The sequence below is a fragment of the Amycolatopsis lexingtonensis genome (genome assembly GCF_014873755.1).
In the GTDB taxonomy this organism is placed as follows: Bacteria; Actinomycetota; Actinomycetes; order Mycobacteriales; family Pseudonocardiaceae; genus Amycolatopsis; species Amycolatopsis lexingtonensis.
Map to the genome: position 1 here is coordinate 7865846 of NZ_JADBEG010000001.1, position 17564 is coordinate 7883409.

Below are 17564 nucleotides of genomic sequence, written 5' to 3' on the forward strand. Positions count from 1 at the left end.
CCCGCGGACATTTCTCCGCGCCGGGCTCCGGATTCGTTTCACTCCGGTTTCTTGGACAATCCCTGCCGCAGTGCGCCCGCCGTTTCGGCCAGTGCTTCGCGGAATCGCGTGCCGACGCCGGTGAAGTTGATGAACCCGTGGATCAGGTCCTCGTGCCGCCGCAGCGCGACCTCGACCCCGGCGTCCGCGAGCTTCTTCGCGTAGGCCTCGCCCTCGTCGCGCAGCGGGTCGAAGCCGGCCGTGACGACCAGGGCCGGCGGCAGGCCGCTCAGGTCGTCCGCGCGCAGCGGGGACAGGCGCGGGTCGGTCAGGTCGGTGCCCTCGGGCACGTAGTGGCCTTCGAACCACTTCATGTGCACGTCGGTCAGGAACAGGTCCTCGGCGAACAGGTCCTGCGAGCGGTAGCGGTGCGCGAAGTCCGTCGCGGGGTAGATCAGCAGCTGGAACGCCGGCGCCGGGCCGCCGCGCTTCACCGCCTGCTGCGCGGTCACGGCCGCGAGGTTGCCGCCCGCGCTGTCGCCGCCGACGGCGATGCGCGCCGGGTCGGCGCCGAGGTCGCCCGCCTTCGCCACCGCGTAGTCGAACGCCGCCAGCGCGTCGTCCGCCGCCGCCGGGAAGGGGAACTCCGGGGCCAGCCGGTACTCGATCGACAGCACGCGCACCCCGGCGTGCTTGGCCAGGAAGCGGACGGCGTTGTCGTGGCTCGCGCGGGTGCCGATCACCCAGCCACCGCCGTGGAAGAACACGAGCAGCGGCGACTTCTCGGGCAGCCCGGCCGGCGTGTAGAGCGTCGAAGGCAGGTCGCCGTCCGGGGTCGGCACGGCGATCTCGCGCACCGAAACCGGTTCGACCGGCTTGCCGCTGACCAGGTGCCTGCCCAGGTCGAGCAGGGCGCGCGACTGCTCGACCGAACCGCGCACCAGCTCCGCGCGGGCGATCTTCTGCAGCCGGAGCAGCAGCTGGGCGTCGAGCGCCAGGTCCTGGCCGTCGATGCGGACGGTCCGCCCCGCCGCCGCGCGCCGGACCGGCGTGGGCAGCCAGAACGCCAGCTGGGACGCGGCCGCCTGGACACGGATCGGGAGCGGGATCGCCATGGGTTCCTCCTGAGCGTCGATGCCGCCCCGGACGTTACTTGTCAGTAGGTAACAGGTCCAGTTGTGACCAGGACCTCCGTCCCAGAGTCTGGTCCTCCAGTTAACTGGAGGGGTTAGCCTGGAAAGCGTGACTTCAGCCAGGACGCTCAACGTGCTCGGGATCGGCGGCTCTCTCCGCGAGGGCTCCCAGTCCGAACGCGCGCTGCAGATCGCGCTCGGCGGCGCGGCCGAAGTCGGCGTCCGGACCCGGCTGCTGACCGGCCCGGAACTGGTCCTCCCCTTCTACGACGCCGGCGTGCCGGAGCGCGACGAACGCGCCACGCGGCTCGTCGAAGCCATCCGGGAGGCGGACGGGCTCATCGTCGTCTCGCCCGGCTACCACGGCGCACTGTCCGGCCTGGTCAAGAACGCGCTGGACTACGTCGAGGACCTGCGTGACGACCGCCGGCCCTACCTCGACGGCCGCGCGGTCGGCCTCGCCGCCGTCGCGTACGGCTGGCAGGCCGCGGTGACCACGCTCGAACAGCTGCGCACGATCACGCACGCGCTGCGCGGCTGGGCCACCCCACTGGGTGGTTCGATCAACTCGGCCGAGACCAAGTTCGACGAGGGCGGCGGCGCGTCGGACGAGAAGAGCGTGCGGACCCTTCGCCTGATCGGGCGCCAGGTGGCCGAGTTCGCGGTGGCGCGCACCGCATGACGTTTCGCCCGGGGGCACCCGGGTAATCGATGTACGTGACGCCTGCCATGTGCGGGCACTGTTCCGCGGGTGCGGGATGTTGTGTCCGGTGAGACGCTCGTCGAGGAGCGTCCGGAACAGAAGGCAGGCTGAGCATGGGTCAGGCGATCTACACGGCGGTGGCGACGGCGCGCGGCGACGGCCGCAACGGCGAGGTGACTTCGTCGGACGGCGTCATCGACGAGTCGCTGGCCATCCCGAAGGAGATGGGCGGCCCGGGCGGGGACAAGACCAACCCCGAACAGCTCTTCGCCGCCGGCTACTCGGCCTGCTTCCACAGCGCCCTGCAGCTGGTCGCCCGCCAGGCCAAGGTCCAGCTCCACGACTCGACGGTGACCGCGGAGGTGAGCGTGCTCAAGCAGGAGGTCGGCTTCGGTCTCGGCGTCGCGCTCAATGTCTCCCTGCCGGGCCTCGAGCAGGCGCAGGCCGACCAGTTGGTCGAGCAGGCCCACCAGGTCTGCCCCTACTCGAACGCGACCCGCGGCAACATCGAGGTCGCGCTCTCCGCCACCGTCTGAATCCCCGCCGTCGAACCAGTCAGAGGAAAGGATCACGTCAGATGAGCACCTCTCCGATCAAGAGCCCGCTTTCCGAGGCCGACAAGGAGATCACCGGCAACGCCCTGCAGGCGACGCTGGTCGACCTGGTCGACCTCTCCCTGATCGCGAAGCAGGCGCACTGGAACGTCGTCGGCGCGAACTTCCGCAGCGCGCACCTCCAGCTCGACGAGCTGGTCAACACCGCGCGCCAGTACGTCGACGAGGTCGCCGAGCGCGCCAACGCCATCGGTGTTTCGCCGAACGGCAAGGCGAAGACCGTCGTCGAGAGCTCGGGCGTGCCCGAGTACCCCGACAACTGGCAGTCGGTGGAGTCGACGGTCGCGGCGATCGTGGACATCCTCGCCGCGCTCATCGAGCGGCTGCGCAAGCGCATCGACGAGACCGACAAGAGCGACCTCGTGACGCAGGACCTGCTGATCGAGATCACCCGCGCGCTGGAAGAGGCGCACTGGATGTGGCAGGCGCAGCAGGCTTGATTTTTTAACGCGAAAGGGCCGTTCCGGACGGAGCGGCCCTTTTTCGTCGGCGGCGGTCGGTACGTTCGGTGGCATGGTCTTGCATCAGGGGAAAGCCGATCGCGACCGCACGGCCGGGACGAACCCGCTCTACGCCGGGGCGAACCCGGCGCTGGCGGCGGACTTCGTCATGCCGCACGACAAGCTGCGCGACGACTCGCTGCAGCCGGACACCGCGTTGCAGCTCGTGCGCGACGAGCTGATGCTCGACGGCAACGCGCGGCTCAACCTCGCCACGTTCGTCACGACGTGGATGGAGCCGCAGGCGCGCGAGCTGATGGCCGAGTGCGTCGACAAGAACATGATCGACAAGGACGAGTACCCGCAGACGGCGGAGCTGGAGCGGCGCTGCGTGAACATCCTCGCCGACCTGTGGCACGCGCCCGACCCCACGGACATCATGGGCTGCTCGACGACCGGGTCGTCCGAAGCCTGCATGCTCGCCGGGATGGCGCTTAAGCGGCGCTGGTCCAAGCTCGGCCGCACCGGGAAGCCGAACCTGGTGATGGGCGTGAACGTCCAGGTGTGCTGGGAAAAGTTCTGCGAGTACTGGGAAGTCGAGCCGCGGCTGGTGCCGATGGACGGCGACCGGTACCACCTCTCCGCCGAGGAAGCGGTCGCGCGCTGCGACGAGAACACGATCGGCGTGGTGGCCATCCTGGGCTCGACGTTCGACGGCAGCTACGAGCCGGTCGCCGAGATCGCCGCGGCGCTGGACGCCCTGCAGGAGCGCACCGGCTGGGACGTCCCGATGCACGTCGACGGCGCTTCGGGCGCGATGGTCGCGCCGTTCCTCGATCCCGAGCTGGAGTGGGACTTCCGGCTGCCGCGCGTGGCGTCGATCAACACGTCGGGCCACAAGTACGGGCTGGTGTACCCGGGCGTCGGCTGGGTGATCTGGCGCGACCGGGCCGCGCTGCCGCCGGAGCTGGTGTTCAACGTCAACTACCTGGGCGGCGACATGCCGACGTTCGCGCTGAACTTCTCGCGCCCTGGCGCCGAGGTCGCGGCCCAGTACTACACGTTCGTCCGCCTCGGCCGCGACGGTTTCCGCGCGGTGCAGCAGGCTTCGCGGGACGTGGCGACGCACCTTTCTTCGGGGATCGCGGAGCTGGGCCCCTTCTCGTTGTTGACTCGCGGGGATCAGCTGCCGGTGTTCGCGTTCACGACCCGCCCGGACGCGGGGTTCGACGTCTTCGACGTGTCGCGCCGCCTGCGCGAGCGGGGGTGGCTGGTGCCCGCGTACACGTTCCCGGAGAAGCGGACGGACCTGGCGGTGCTGCGGATCGTCGTCCGCAACGGCTTCACGCACGACCTCGCGGACCTGCTGCTGGCCGACCTGGAGCGGCTGCTCCCGGAGCTGGCGAAGGAGGGCGGCCACCCGAAGGACCCCGCGAAGGCGACCGCCTTCCACCACTAGTGCCACGCGTCAAGGTTGCTTGACACACGGGACACGCCCGGGTGGCAGAACGCCGGCCCGGCAACGGCAACCAAAGGTCTTGAATGAGTCATTCAGGACCTCCGAAGACCTGAATGACTCATTCAAGACGTTCGCACGTGGCCGCCGGCCGTCAACGAGCCTCGGACGCGCGACACTAGTGCCAGGACTTGGCCCGGGCGTACTGGTCGGGCCAGCGCACGTCGGCGCCGAGGACGTTCGCCGCGCGCAGTGGCCAGTGCGGGTCGCGCAATAGCGCGCGGGCCAGGAACACGACGTCGGCCTGGTCGTTCCGGACGATTTCCTCGGCCTGGTGCGGGTCGGTGATCATGCCGACCGCGCCGGTCGGGAGGCCGGCTTCGGCGCGGATCCGCTCGGCGAACGGCACCTGGTAGCCGGGGCCGACGGGGATGTCCGGCTTCGGGACGTTGCCGCCGGTCGAGGTGTCGATGAGGTCGATCCCGCGCTCGGCCAGGAGCTTCGCCAGCCGGACCGAGTCGTCGAGGGTCCAGCCGTGGTCCGCCCAGTCGGTGGCGCTCAGCCGGGCGAAGAGGGGAAGGCCGGTCGTCGCGCGGACCGCGTCGGCGATCTCCAGCGCGAGGCGCGTGCGGCCCTCGAAGTCGCCGCCGTAGCGGTCGGTGCGGGTGTTGGACAGCGGCGACAGGAACTGGTGGACGAGGTAGCCGTGCGCGAAGTGCAGCTCGAGCACGTCGAAGCCGGCGTTCTCCGCCCGGCGGGCCGCCTCGGCGAAGACTTCGGGGAGCGCGCTGACTTCGTCGGTGGTCAGCTCGCGCGGAGTGGCGTAGTCGCCGAACGCCGTCGCGGACGGACCGACGCTCTCCCAGCCCCCGTCCTCGGGCGCGACGCTGCCGGGCCCGTCCCAGGGCCGGTGCGTCGACCCCTTGCGCCCGGCGTGGGCGAGCTGCATGCCGATGGCGGTGTCCTGGCCGTGCACGAAGTCGACGATCCGGCGCCAGGCGTCCGCGTGCTCGTCGCTCCAGATGCCGGTGTCCTGCGGGCTGATCCGGCCTTCGGGGCTGACGGCGGTGGCTTCGGTCATGACGAGCCCGGCCCCGCCGGTGGCGAACTGACCGAGGTGGACGAGGTGCCAGTCACCGGGAAAGCCATCGGCGGCGGAGTACTGGCACATCGGAGACACCCAGACGCGGTTCGGCAGGGTCAGGCCGCGGACGGTGATCGGGCTGAAGAGTCGGCTCACCTCTGGGGCAACGACAGGTGCCGGTGGTCTCTTCCCGTGCCCTGCCCCAAGCGCCCCAATGTGGCGTTGGTTGCGTCCAGCGCACCCAATGTGGCGTTCGGTGCGTCAGACGCACCGAACGCCACATTGGGGCGCTCAGGCGACCAGGTACGTGCGCGGCGTCTCTTCCCGTCGCCAATGCCTCTACCGGCGGGTAACCTCGGCCCCATGGGTGTCGCTGCAGACGAACGCCAGGCCTTGAGCTTCCTCCTCCGCGAACTCGGGCCCGACGCGCCCACGTTGTGCGAAGGCTGGACGACCCGCGATCTCGCCGCGCACCTCGTCGTGCGCGAACACCGCCTCGACGCCGCGCCCGGGATCCTCATCCCCGCCCTCGCCGGGCACACGCAAAAGGTCCAAGACCGCTACGCCGCCAAGGCCTGGGGTGCCCTCGTCGAGCAGGTCAAGCAGGGCCCGTCCAAGTTCTGGCCCACCGCGATCGGCCCGCTCGACGAGCTGACCAACACCGCCGAGTTCCTCGTCCACCACGAGGACGTCCGGCGCGCGCAGCCCGGCTGGGAACCACGCCCGGCCGACGCCACGAGGGATGCCGCTGCCTGGCGGTCGGCGAAACAGGCCGCCAAGCTCAACCTCCGCAAGGCGCCAGTCGGCGTCACGCTCCGGACCACCACCGGGCAGGAGGCCGCCGTCAAGACCGGGCCCGATCCCGTCGCCGTGATCGGGGCGCCGGTCGATCTGCTGCTGTTCGTGTTCGGCCGCGACGCCGTGCACCTGGAGTTCGAAGGCGACGCGGCCGCCGTCACGAAGCTGCAGGCCGTGAACCGCGGACTCTGACCGAAACCCACCGGCCCACCGGCAGCGACACGACGATCGCGGCCAGCACCAGGTGCACGGCCATGAAAGCCACCGCGGCCGGCACGCTCGGCGGCCCGCCGAGGAACACGATCATGTGCGACGCCCACTTCAGCTCGGTCGGTTTCGTGCCCGCCGCCCAGACGTCGTTGAGCGCCCAGAACGTCAGGTCGTTCACGCCGGAGATCACCACGAGGATCGACGCGATCCCGACCTTCAGCACGTTCGCCGTCCGGCCGCCGCCGAGGCGGTAGGCCAGCAGCGCGAACAGCACGATGAACGTCGTCACGAACAGCTCGAACTGGTACACCGGCTGGAAGTCCTGGTCGGGCGAGCGCGCGAACCCCTGCACCCGCATCACCAGCTCGGTGTCCAAATAGGACATGTAGACGAAGACGGCGAACACGATCAACGCCGGCCCGAAGCGGCCGCGCGGGAACAGCGACACCGTCAGCACCGCGAAGACGAACGGGCACAGCTTGAACGCCCAGTCGCCGACGTTGTCCAGCGTCTGGTCCGGCGGCAGCACCACCATGATCAGCAGCGTGGTGACCACCGCCGGGACGGCGGCGACCAGCCACAGCCACTGCCGCCGCCGGTACAGGGCGGCGACCAGGCCGGGCGATTCCAAGAGCGTCACAGTTCCTTCTCCACCCAGAACGGTCCGAGGGCCAGCGCGTCGACGTCGGTCTTGAGGTAACACGCGATCGCGTCGGCCGGGCTGGCCACGATCGGCTCGTTGTTGTCGTTGAACGAGGTGTTGACGACCATCGGCACCCCGGTCAGCTTCTCGAACTCGCTGATCATCCGGTAGTACAGCGGGTTGTCCGCACGACTGACAGTCTGCACCCGCGCGGTGCCGTCGACGTGCGTGATCGCCGGGACCTCGGCGCGCTTGTCCGGCAGGACGTCGAACACCAGCAGCATCACCGGTGACGGGTAGTCGCTGACGAAGTACTCGCCCGCGCGCTCCTCCAGGCACGAAGGCGCGAACGGCCGGAACGCCTCGCGGTGCTTCACCTTCTCGTTCATCCGCGTCTTCGACTCGGGATCGCGCGGGTCGGCGACGAGCGACCGGTTGCCCAGCGCCCGCGGCCCGCACTCCATCCGGCCCTGCACCCAGCCGACGATCTTGCCCTCGGCCACCTTCGCCGCGGTGTGCGCCGCGATGTCGTCGACGCGCTCGTACTCGACGCCGGCGTCCTGCAGCGCCAGTTCCATCTCGGCCTCGGTGTAGTCGGGGCCGGTGTAGGTGTAGCCGTCGCGCGGGCGCGGCTTGCCGTACTTGGCGACCGAGACGTCCAAAGCCGCGCCGAGCGCGCAGCCGTCGTCGGCCGCCGCGGGCTGGGCGAAGAAGTCCTCGAACGGCGTCTCCAGCAGGATCCGCCCGTTCATGACGCTGTTCAGCGCGACCCCGCCGGCGACGCACAGCCGCTTCGAACCGGTCTCGCGCTGCAGCCAGCGCGCCAGGTGCAGGCCCGCTTCTTCGAGCGTCACCTGCAGGGCGTACGCGATGTCGCAGTAGTGCTGGGGAACGGGATTCGCAGCCGTGACGCGGGTTTTCGGCCGCGCCGGGCCGAAGGCGTCGGTGAACTTCCGGGACATCACGTGCTTGCCGGTGCGGTGGTGGCCGAACCAGCTCAGGTCGAGTTCGAAGCCGCCGTCGTCGTCGAGGTGGATGAGCTGCTTGAACGCGTCGACGTAGGTGTCCTCGCCCAGCGGCGCCAGGCCCATGATCTTGCCTTCGTCGCGGGTCGGGAAGAAGCCGAGGTAGCCGGTGACGCCCGCGTACATCGCGCCGAGCGAGTGCGGGAACTTGATCCGGCGCAGGTCGACGATCTTGTTCCCGCGGCCGTGCGCGAGGTAGGTCGCCGTGCCGTCGCTGCCGATGCCGTCGAACGTCATGACCGCCGACTCGTCCCACGGCGAGATGAAGTACCCGCTGGCCGCGTGCGCGCGGTGGTGGTCCACGAGGTGGGTCTTGAACTTCGTCGGCCCGGTCCAGCCGACGGCTTCCTTGACGTCGTTCGCCAGCGTGTAGGACCGCTTGATGTGGGCCAGAACCGCGCCGCCGACGTGGTAGTCGTCGTGGCCGGAGCCGCCCCCGGTCCGGAAGGTGTCGACCATGCCCGCGGACTTGCCGCCCTCGTCGCCGTTGGCGTTGCGGAAGACGTCCAGCGTGCCGGGGAAGTACCGCGCGAACACCTTGGCCGCGTGGATGCCTTCCTTCCAGCGCTGCCAGTAGTAGGCCACGTGGTCGACGTCGGCCAGGGTGATCCCGGCGCGCTCCAGGCAGAACTTGATGGCCTCGGCGGGGAAGCCGCCGTCGTGCTTCACGCGCGTGAAGCGTTCTTCCTCGGCGAACGCGATGATCTCGCCGTCGCGCACGAGTGCCGCCGCCGAGTCGTGCACCCGGCTGATGCCCAGTACGTACATGATCTCTCCCAGTGGTTCAGAATCGGCGGACCAGGCGCCGCAGGACGGCCGCCTTCACCGCGAGCGCGAGGACGAGCGCGGCGAACCCGCCGACCGGCCCGAGGACGGGGACGAGCAGCGCCGCGGCGACGGCGGTGGCGACGAGCGACACGACGGCGGTGCCGGACGTCAGCGTCAGCACCTTGCTGTTGGTGTTTTCGATGAGGAAGCCCGCGTACAGCCCGGTCGCGTACAACGCCGTCTCGACGAGCACGAGCACCCCGAGGACGACGTAGGCGTCTTCGGCGGTGAGCAGGGCGCGGGTCCCGGGGATGGCGAGACCCGCGCCGAGCACGAGGACCACGCCGATCCCGGCGCGTTCGACCAGCCGCAGCAGTGAAACCGCCCGCGCCCGCCCGGCCGCCGCGCCCGTGCCGCGCATCCGCCGTGACGCCGCCGGCTGGTGCAGCTTGAGCTGGTAGTACAGCAGCGAGCAGAACGCGCTCGACACCAGCAGCGCCAGGTAGAACGGGCCGCTGTCGGTGGTCCGGCCGGACAGCGCGAGCACCGCGAACACGACCGACGTCGAGATGACGTCGAGCAGTTCGGTCAGGCCGAGCAGGACGGTGCTGCGGCCGAACGCGGGCAGCAGCCGGTGTCCGGGGACACCGCCACCCCGCAGCCACGGGCGCGGCAGCAGGGCGACCGAGGTACCGAGGATGACGAGGATCCCGCCCAGCAGCATCGCCAGGTGCGTCTCGGGCGGCCAGCGCACCGCCCACGTCACGCACGTCACGACGCCGACCACGACCGAGCCCGCGGCGAACGCCAGCGCGTCCAAAGTGGACTTGTCACGCAGCCGGTGCAGGCCGGACACGGTCATCAGCAGCCCGCCGGAGATTGACCAGGCCGCCGCCGTCAGGTACAGCGCCGCGTCCGAGCGCGGAGCCACCACCAGCGCGACGGCCGTCGCCACCAGCACCGCCAGCACGGGCACCGCGGCCAGCCGGACCGCGAGCGCCGCGACGGCGTCCCGGGTCCGGTGCAGCCGCGGCAGGCTCTTCAACGCCGACTTCTCCGCCGCGGCCGGCACGAAGTTGAGCCAGGTCATCAGGCCCAGCGCGTTCGCGAAGCGCCCGTAGTCGCGGGCGCCCCACGCCGTGATCAGGACCAGCCCCATCACCTGGACCGACAGCCGGAAAACCCCGCGGCCGGCGAGCAGCCGCAGCACCACCGCCGGTCGCGGCGGGGCCGCGACCGGCGAAGCGGCGGAGGGCGCGGTCACGGCAGGGGTACCGCCATGTCCTGGTCGTGGAGCAGGAACTTCAGCGTGCCGCGGACGGCGTTCTCCGCCGTGAGCAGCTCCGGCACCGAGCCGGCGGTGAGCACGACGTACCCGAGCTTGTGCCCCGCCTGTTCGTACGGCCGGACGAACGAACCCTCGTCGGCGAACAGGTGCAGCCCGACCAGACCCGGCATCGCGCGCACGTCGTCGATACCGTCCACTCGGGACAGGTGACCGCCGCGGTCGGACGCGAGGATGTGCACCAGGGTCGGCTTCGGCTCGTGCAGGTCCAGCGTGACCTCGCCGCCGGTGGCCGCGGCGATCCCCGCGCCGATCAGGTCGGCGCCGTGGCAGTGCGCGATCGCCTCGGCGAGCCCGTTGCCGCCCATCCGCGCGCCCATTTCGACGAGGTACAGCCGCCCGTCCCGGCCCAGGACGGCGTCCAGCGTCAGCGGTCCGGTCCGGTAGCCGAGCTCGGTGCAGATCCGGTCGAGGGCTTCGATCAGGCCCAGCTCGACGTCGGCGGGCAGCTCGGCGGGCAGCAGGTGCGACGACGTCACGAAGAACGGCGGCGGCGTCAGCACGCGTTCGGTGACGGCGTGGAAGACGATCCGGCCGTCGACGACCAGCGCCTCGATGGTGAAGTGCGAACCGTCGAGGTGCTCCTCCACGACCAGTCGCCCGGACGGCGAGAACGCGAGCGACTCGGTGAACGCCTTGGTCAGCAGGCCGGGGCCGGGGCACGAGACGACCCCGCGGCTGCCGGAGGAGTCGACCGGCTTGACGAGCGCGGGGAACCGCAGCTGCTGCGCGGCGTGCACGAGCTCCGGGCCCGGGCGGCCGTCGACGCTGCGGTAGCTGGGCAGGGCCAGGTGGTCGCACAGCGCGCGGAACACGGACTTGTCCGTCGACGCCCGGACCGCGTACTCGGGCAGCGGATCCGGGAGCCCCCAGTGCCGGGTCAGCCACGCCAGCGCGGGCAGGCCGACGTCGCTGGCCGGGCACAGCACGCCCGCGAGGTCGCGGCGGCCCTCCAGCGCCGCCGCGATCTGCTCCGGTGCCCGGACGCTGACCTGCAGGAACTCGTCCGCGTACGCCACCGCCGGCGCGCCGGGCCGGACGTCGACGCAGATCGTGCGGAACCCCAGTTCCCGCGCCCGCTCGTAGGTGCTGACCGAACCGTCCGCGCCCCCGAGGATCACCAGGGTTCTCGCGGGGTCCTTCTTCGAACTCGTCACGCCGAAACGCCTTTCCCCAGTTGCACATCGATGAGCCGGGGACCCGCCGGGTCCGCCGGGGTGAAGAGCCGGTCCTCGGCGTCGACGACGACGTTCGCTTCCCGGACGTAGAACTGCCGCGGCCGCGGCTGACCCGCGCCGACCACGACGAGGTAGCGCACGGTCAGCGACGCCACCAGCAGCAGGACCGCGAGCAGCGCGAACAGCAGCGTCGCGGTGACCCCGGCGCCGAGCAGGCCGAACGCCGCCGCGCCGCCGGCGAGCACCGCGATCCCCGCGGCCAGCAACGCCGTCGCGGACGCCGCGGTCGTGAGCCGCCGGGTGAACCCGACGAAGAGTTCGATGGCGTGCGAAGCCAGGAACCCGAAGCCCACTTTGGACTCGCCGCGCTCGCGGGCCCGGTGCGCGACCTGGACGCAGGTGTACCGGCTGGTCAGCCGGGGGACCGTGGCCAGGAAGTACGGCGTGCCGAGCCGCAGGTCGACGATCTTGCGGGCCAGTTCCGCGCGGACCAGCCGGAACGCCGTGGCGCCCGGCGGGATCTCGATGCGCAGCACGCGCCGGCCGAGGAAGTGGAACGCGGCGGTGCCCCACCGCCGCAGCCGCGGGTCCTGGCGGTTCGTGCGGACGCCGAAGACCGCGTCGTTGCCCTGCTCGGCCGCCGCGACGAGCTTCTCCGCCTCGGCGGCGGGGAACTGCTGGTCGGCGTCGACGTGCAGGACCCACGGTTGCGACGCGTAGCGGTAGCCGGCCGAGAAAGCGGCCTCGAAACCGAAGTTCCGGGAAAAGGACAAATACCGCACGCGCGGGTCCGCGGCCGCGAGCGCGCGGATCTTGTCCAGCGTTCCGTCGACGCTCCCGTCGTCGACGTAAAACAGTTCCAGCGAATAGTGGCCTAGTTCGTTGGTTATTTCCCGATAGGACGGTTCTATGTTGTCGACTTCGTTGAAGCACGGAATGACTACGGTGAGTCCACTGTGGGCCGGCCCCGGGAAAGGGGTGGTCATCTGCCCTGCTCAGGTGGGTGTACCGAATTCGTGTCCGCGCGGTCACCGACAGTGTGAATTGTGATCATGAATCCCCCAGCCGGATCCGGTAAGGCCGCTTGCCGATTGCGGTGTGGCGGGAGTTATAAGCAGATGGATCGGGAAACGGCGACGGTACTTCTACGAATTCCACCGTTCAGCCCCAGACCAAAGTAGTAACCCATCCGGCATTCGGGGTGACCTGACGGCCAGGTCCTTCCCCGCGGGCCGGTCGGTGGCGCAGACTCCCCGGCCATGTGGAATCTGGGGGCGGGGGTCGTGTGGCGTGCCGCCTACGTCCGGGCGGTGCGCTCGGCGTTCGCGACGGTGCCGTTCTACCGCGAGCGCTGGGCGCTCGACGGCCGGGAGGACCCGGTCGTGGTGCCCGGGCGCACCGGGACGAACGGCGGCGCGGCACCCCTCGCGGAAGCCGTGCACAAACTGGTCGACCTCGTGCCGCTCGCCGGCGGCGCCCGGCGGCCCGAGCCGGCGCGCGGGCTCGGGCGGGTCCTGCGGACGGCCCGGCGGCCCGGTCCGGGCAGCCTGGTCGTCCTGCTGGGCCCCGACGACCTGCGCCCGCCCACCGACCTGCCGAAGGGCGTCCGGGGCTGTGTCGCCGATCCGGACGCGCCTAGCGCCTCGGTGCTGCGCGAGGTCGCGGCCGTGCTGGACCGCGGGCGCCGCGTGCTCGCCGTCGGCGACGACAAGGCGATCGCGGCGTTCACCGAGGACCACCGCGTCGAGGCCGTGCCGCACCGCGAGCTCGATTCGCTGGACGCCGGCCCGTACGGCGTGCTGCACGACCCGGTGCTCGGGTACCTCGGCGCGCTGGGCGGCTGCGGGCGGTGGCACCTCGACTGGCCGCACGTCTACGCCCGGGAGACGGCCGCCGGGCTCGCGTTCACGTTGCTGCGCCAGGCTTCCCCGCGGTTCGTGGACGTCGTCCCGGCCGGCGGGGTGCCCGGCGAGATCGCGTTCTGCCCGCGGCACGGCACCCCGGTCGTCCTGGCATGAGGTTCGCGGTCCACGACCCCCGCGCCGACCCGGCACCCGCGGGGTGGGCGGCGTTCTCGCGCGCCGCACGGCTGCACCCGGTGTGGGACTACGGCGTGATGGGCCTCGAAGCCTGGGGCGCCCGCAACCCGCAGCTGCTGGTCGTCGCGGCCGACGGGGACGAGCTCGTCGCCGCGGTCTCCGTGCTGGTCTGCCGTCCCCGGGTGGCGCCGCGGTTCGCGCCCCGGCCCGGGAAGCGCTTGCTGCGGCCGTTCTGGGCCGAGGTCTGCCAGCCGTGGCTCAGCGGCTACCCGGGGATCGCGTTCGCGCCGGGCGTGGCCGACCGGCCGGCGCTGGTGCGCGAGTTCGAACGGGAACTGGGCCGCCGCCTCGGTCCCGGCCTGCTCGGGGTCGTCCACCGCGCGCTCGGCGAGGACCTCGCCGCCGGGCTCGGCGGCCGCGGCCGGCTCGTCAAGCGCGTGGATCCGGTGGCGGTGCTGGACAACCGGTTCGAGTCCGAAGAGGACTGGATCGCGTCGCTGGGGAAGTCGCGGCGGGCGGGGTTGCGGCGGCAGCGGCGCCGGCTCGCCGAGGACACCTCCCTGGTGATCCGCGGCGGACCGGGCCGCACCGACCTCGACGGCGCCGAGCTGGCCGGGTTGATCCAGGCGCACCGCGAGCGGTACGGGCGGCTGGCGCTCGACACCCGCACACCGCCGTCGGCGGGGTTCCTTGACCGGTTCGTCCGGCGGCCGGACGTGCACACCCTGACCTACACCGACACCGGGGGGAAGCTGCTCGCCGTGCAGACGCTGCTCGACCACCCGGACACCCCCGTCCTGCAGCACTGGGCCGCGTTGCCACCGGACGCGGGCGGGAAGAAGTGGCTGTACTTCGACTCCTACGTGCGCGCGGTGCGCTTCACGGCGAAGCGCGGAGCCCGGGAACTGTCCGCCGGCCGCGGCATGATCGCGCTGAAGCAGGAGCTGGGGTTCCGGCCCCGGCCGGTCTACACGGCCGCCGTGCCGAGGCCGGTGCTGGGCCGGTGAAGACCGTCGTCGCAGTGTCGCAAGTGGACGTTCACGACCCGCGCGTCGACCCGCCGCCGGAGGGCTGGGCCGCGTTCCGGGCCCGGTGCCTGCCTCCGGTGTGGGACTACGAGTTGCTGCGCCGCGAGGCGTGGCTGGCGAAGAACCCGCCGGTGCTCGCCGTGGTCCGGCAGGGCCCGGTGGTCGTCGGCGCGCTGTCGGTGATGGTGTGCCGGGGCTGGGGCGGCGGCACGTTCGGGCCCGTCTCCGGCGGCCGGTTCCGGCCGCGCTGGGCCGAGGTCTACCTCCCGCTGCTCAGCGGCTATCCGGCGTCCGTGTTCGACGAGGACTTCACCGATCGGCGCACGGCGATCCGGCGGTTCGAGCGGGCACTGCGCGAGTACGTCGGCCCGGGGCTGCTCGGGGTGGTCTACCGCGCGATGAACCCGGAGCTGGTGCCCGCGCTGGCCGGGCGGGCGCGGGTCAGCCGCGAGATCGACCCGGCCGCGGTGCTGGTCAACCGGTATTCCACTGTGGACGAATGGGCGGCGGGGCTCGCGCCGGACGTCCGCCGGTACCTGAACCCGGACGTCGAAACGGAAGCGGCGGCCGGGCGCACCGACCTCGATCCGCACGAGCTGGCCACGCTGCTCAACGCCCACCGCGCCCGGCAGGACGAACGCGCGTGGGCCGGCGGCCAGCGTTCCCGGGTCGGTGGGCTGCACCTGGACACCCGCAGCCCGATCGCGCCGGCGTACCTCGACGGGCTCGTCCGGCGGCCCGACGTCGTGACCCGGACCTACCGCGCCGGGGACGGCCGGCTGCTCGGCTTCAACGCGATGATCGACCAGGACCGCGGCTGCGCGGTCCACCACTGGGCCGCGCTCCCGAGCGCGGCCGGGGGCCGGAAGGGTCTCTATGTCGACTGCTACGCCCGGTGCGTGGCCCACATGATCGCCGCGGGACGACCGGAACTGACCGCCGGCCGCGCGATGCTGCCGGAGAAGAAGGCGCTGGGCTTCGGCACACGAAGCCTCTTCTCGGTGGCCGTCCCGAGGCCGGTGCTGGGCCGATGACCTGGACCGTCCGGGTGCTCGACCCGCGCACCGACCCCGAACCCGCCGGCTGGGCCGCGTTCCTCGAAGCCCAGCAGGCCCCGCTGACCTGGGACTACGGCCTGTTGTGCACTGAGTCGCGGTGCTCACGCAGCCCATACCTGCTCACGGTCGTCAGCGACGGCGAAGAGCTCGTCGCCGCCGTGCTCGCGATGGTGTGCCATCCCGGCGGCTCGGCCGAGCCCGGCGCGGTCGACGGCGTCGCGCGGTGGACGCCGCGCTGGCTGGAGGTCCAGCACGCCTGGCTGTCGTGCTACCCCGCGTGGCTGTTCGCCGAAGCGCTCGACGCCGCCGCGCGCCGCGAGATCCTGCGCCGGTTCGAACGTGCCGCCTGCCGGCGCACCGGCCCGGGCTGCCTCGGCGTGGTCTACCGCGCGGCCACCCCGGACACCGCCGGGCTGGTGGCCGGGCGCGGCCGGCTCGTCCGCGAAATCCAGCCCGCGTTGGTGCTGGAGAACACCTTCGGCGACCTAGACGACTGGCTCGCCTCGCTGAGCCGCAACCGGCGGTCGAGCCTGCGCGGCCAGATCCGCAAGATCGCCGCGGACCCGGCGATCGTCGTCCGCGAGGGGACCGCGCGGGACGACCTCGACCCCGAAGAGCTGGCCGCGATGCTGCGGGCGCACCGCGCCACCAAGGGGCCGGTGAAGTTCGACCAGCGCGGCCCGGTCACCGCCGAGTACCTCGGGGAGCTGATCCGCCGCCCCGACGTCGTCACCACGACCTACCACGACGCCGACGGGCGCCTGCTCGCCTTCACCGACCTGCTCGACCACCCGGTGATGCCCCTGCACCAGCACTGGGCCGCGCTGCCGCCCGGCGGCGGCCGGCCGAAACACCTCTACTTCGACGTCGTCGTGCGGGGAGTGCGGCACATGATCGAGAACAACCGGAAGTTCCTGTCGCTGGGCCGCGGGGTCACCGACCTCAAGGCGTCGCTGGGGTTCAGCCCGAGCCCGATGACCGGCGTGGTCGTGCCGAGGCCGGTGACGCGGTGGTGATCGACGTGCTCGACCCGCGTCACGACGCGGAACCGGCGTACTGGACGGCGTTGCGCGCGCGGGCCGGCCTGCGCGCCGACTGGAGCTGGCCGGTGCTCGCCACCCAGGCGTGGGCCGCGCGGACCCCGCAGCCGGTGACCGTGCTGCGCGAGGGCGGCGAGCCGTGCGGGGTGGTCAGCGCCGCGTGGGTCACCGGCCGGACGCGGCGGCACCGGTTCGCCGGCCCGGGCCGTGGCTGGTTCGGCGGCCTCGACGTCCGCGGTCCGGGTGCGGGTTCGCAGCCGGGCTGGTGGTTCGCCGACGCGGGCGACGACGGCGGCGTCACGCGCCTGCTCGAGGCGTACGTCCCGGCCATGCGGGCCGAACTCGGCCGCGGCCTGCGCGGGCTGCTGGTGCGGCAGGTCGGCGAGCCGGGCGTGCCCGCGGTCGACGGGCGGTTCCGGCTGGTGCGGCGGACCGAGGACATCGCGGTGCTCGACGTCGCCGCGTTCGGCTCCCGCGACGACTGGATGAACTCGCTGGCCCGCAAGCGGAAGCAGAACCTGCGCAAGATCTTCCGGACCTTCGACGCCGACCCGTCGGTCGAGGTGCGGTTCGTGCCGGGCAAGGACGCCGACCCGGTCGCCGTCGCCGAGGTGCTGCGGCACAACGAGCGCAAGCACCACGACGTGCCGATCGTGCCGTTGCCGCACTTCACCGGCTACCTGGCCGCGCTGCTGAGCGAGCCGGACGTCTCGGTGATCGAGTACCGCGACACCCGCACCGGACGGCTGATCGCGCTGGCCACCCTGCTCGACCACCCGGACCTGCCGATCGCCCGCCACTGGGGCGCGCTGCCGCCGTCGGACGGCGGCCGGCCGAACCTGTACTTCCACTTCTACGGCGAGGCGGTGCGCTGGGCGATCGCGAACGGCCGGGCGTCGGTGGTGTTCGGCAAGAAGATGACGGAGATGAAGGCGACCCTCGGCGCGCGGCTCGTCCCGCAGTTCGCGGCGGCCGTCCCGGTGCTAGCTTCGCGGCGTCCCGCCTAGTACCAGGAGCCGCCAT

The 17564-nt window shown here is 71.9% G+C and carries 17 protein-coding genes; 10 read left to right on the forward strand and 7 right to left on the reverse strand.

What is annotated here, in order from left to right; translation table 11 throughout:
- Positions 1 to 38 precede the first annotated feature (38 nt).
- On the reverse strand, positions 39 to 1094 hold the full coding sequence (locus H4696_RS36445) for an alpha/beta hydrolase (protein ID WP_086859892.1): 1056 nt from the start codon (positions 1092 to 1094) through the stop codon (positions 39 to 41).
- Between the two features lie 151 nt (positions 1095 to 1245).
- On the opposite strand from H4696_RS36445, the gene H4696_RS36450 reads away from it, so the two are divergent.
- The 4 genes from H4696_RS36450 to gad all read left to right on the forward strand — a co-directional run bounded on the left by H4696_RS36450 (position 1246) and on the right by gad (position 4328).
- Complete coding sequence (locus tag H4696_RS36450; protein WP_086859890.1) at positions 1246 to 1794, forward strand: NADPH-dependent FMN reductase; 549 nt, start codon at positions 1246 to 1248, stop codon at positions 1792 to 1794.
- 134 nt (positions 1795 to 1928) lie between these two features.
- Positions 1929 to 2351 (forward strand): organic hydroperoxide resistance protein, encoded by a 423-nt coding sequence (locus H4696_RS36455; RefSeq protein WP_086859888.1) that lies wholly within the window; start codon positions 1929 to 1931, stop codon positions 2349 to 2351.
- A 41-nt stretch (positions 2352 to 2392) separates the two neighbouring features.
- The gene (locus tag H4696_RS36460; RefSeq protein ID WP_086859886.1) at positions 2393 to 2869 is read left to right on the forward strand and encodes a Dps family protein; all 477 of its coding nucleotides are present in this window, start codon (positions 2393 to 2395) and stop codon (positions 2867 to 2869) included.
- 73 nt (positions 2870 to 2942) lie between these two features.
- Positions 2943 to 4328, forward strand: coding sequence for a glutamate decarboxylase (gene gad / locus H4696_RS36465; protein ID WP_086859884.1), 1386 nt, complete (start codon positions 2943 to 2945; stop codon positions 4326 to 4328).
- A gap of 175 nt (positions 4329 to 4503) precedes the next feature.
- Here the strand turns inward: gad and H4696_RS36470 are convergent, their stop codons facing one another.
- Entirely contained in the window at positions 4504 to 5565 is a 1062-nt protein-coding gene (locus H4696_RS36470) for an NADH:flavin oxidoreductase/NADH oxidase (RefSeq protein WP_086859882.1), read from the reverse strand.
- 207 nt (positions 5566 to 5772) lie between these two features.
- Between H4696_RS36470 and H4696_RS36475 the strand changes: the two genes are divergently transcribed.
- Positions 5773 to 6399, forward strand: a complete 627-nt coding sequence (locus H4696_RS36475) for a TIGR03085 family metal-binding protein (RefSeq protein ID WP_192782731.1) — start codon at positions 5773 to 5775, stop codon at positions 6397 to 6399.
- Here the strand turns inward: H4696_RS36475 and H4696_RS36480 are convergent.
- The 5 genes from H4696_RS36480 to H4696_RS36500 are packed head-to-tail and all read right to left on the reverse strand — an operon-like array spanning position 6365 to position 12362.
- Positions 6365 to 7057, reverse strand: coding sequence for a hypothetical protein (locus H4696_RS36480; protein ID WP_249027297.1), 693 nt, complete (start codon positions 7055 to 7057; stop codon positions 6365 to 6367). The genes H4696_RS36475 and H4696_RS36480 overlap by 35 nt on opposite strands.
- Positions 7054 to 8853: a carbamoyltransferase family protein gene (locus H4696_RS36485; RefSeq protein ID WP_086865539.1), complete on the reverse strand. Its 1800-nt coding sequence runs from the start codon at positions 8851 to 8853 to the stop codon at positions 7054 to 7056. Before H4696_RS36485 ends, H4696_RS36480 begins: the two co-directional genes overlap by 4 nt.
- 16 nt (positions 8854 to 8869) lie before the next feature.
- On the reverse strand, positions 8870 to 10117 hold the full coding sequence (locus H4696_RS36490; RefSeq protein ID WP_086865540.1) for a hypothetical protein: 1248 nt from the start codon (positions 10115 to 10117) through the stop codon (positions 8870 to 8872).
- Complete coding sequence (locus H4696_RS36495; RefSeq protein ID WP_192782732.1) at positions 10114 to 11355, reverse strand: ATP-grasp domain-containing protein; 1242 nt, start codon at positions 11353 to 11355, stop codon at positions 10114 to 10116. Before H4696_RS36495 ends, H4696_RS36490 begins: the two co-directional genes overlap by 4 nt.
- Positions 11352 to 12362 carry a glycosyltransferase family 2 protein gene (locus H4696_RS36500; RefSeq protein ID WP_086859553.1) on the reverse strand — a complete coding sequence of 337 codons (1011 nt, stop codon included), beginning with the start codon at positions 12360 to 12362 and terminating at the stop codon, positions 11352 to 11354. Before H4696_RS36500 ends, H4696_RS36495 begins: the two co-directional genes overlap by 4 nt.
- Before the next feature lie 324 nt (positions 12363 to 12686).
- Between H4696_RS36500 and H4696_RS36505 the strand changes: the two genes are divergently transcribed.
- Genes H4696_RS36505 through H4696_RS36525 form a run of 5 tightly spaced genes read left to right on the forward strand, consistent with a single transcriptional unit; the run spans position 12687 to position 17548 of the window.
- Entirely contained in the window at positions 12687 to 13394 is a 708-nt protein-coding gene (locus H4696_RS36505; protein WP_086859601.1) for a hypothetical protein, read from the forward strand.
- Positions 13391 to 14422 carry a GNAT family N-acetyltransferase gene (locus tag H4696_RS36510; protein ID WP_086859554.1) on the forward strand — a complete coding sequence of 344 codons (1032 nt, stop codon included), beginning with the start codon at positions 13391 to 13393 and terminating at the stop codon, positions 14420 to 14422. Before H4696_RS36505 ends, H4696_RS36510 begins: the two co-directional genes overlap by 4 nt.
- A gap of 23 nt (positions 14423 to 14445) precedes the next feature.
- A complete protein-coding gene (locus H4696_RS36515) occupies positions 14446 to 15477 on the forward strand; it encodes a hypothetical protein (protein ID WP_086859603.1) in 1032 nt (343 codons plus the stop codon).
- Positions 15474 to 16517, forward strand: a complete 1044-nt coding sequence (locus H4696_RS36520; RefSeq protein WP_086859556.1) for a GNAT family N-acetyltransferase — start codon at positions 15474 to 15476, stop codon at positions 16515 to 16517. The genes H4696_RS36515 and H4696_RS36520 overlap by 4 nt, the downstream gene beginning before the upstream one ends.
- Positions 16511 to 17548: a GNAT family N-acetyltransferase gene (locus tag H4696_RS36525; RefSeq protein ID WP_192782733.1), complete on the forward strand. Its 1038-nt coding sequence runs from the start codon at positions 16511 to 16513 to the stop codon at positions 17546 to 17548. The genes H4696_RS36520 and H4696_RS36525 overlap by 7 nt, the downstream gene beginning before the upstream one ends.
- Positions 17549 to 17564: the final 16 nt, after the last annotated feature.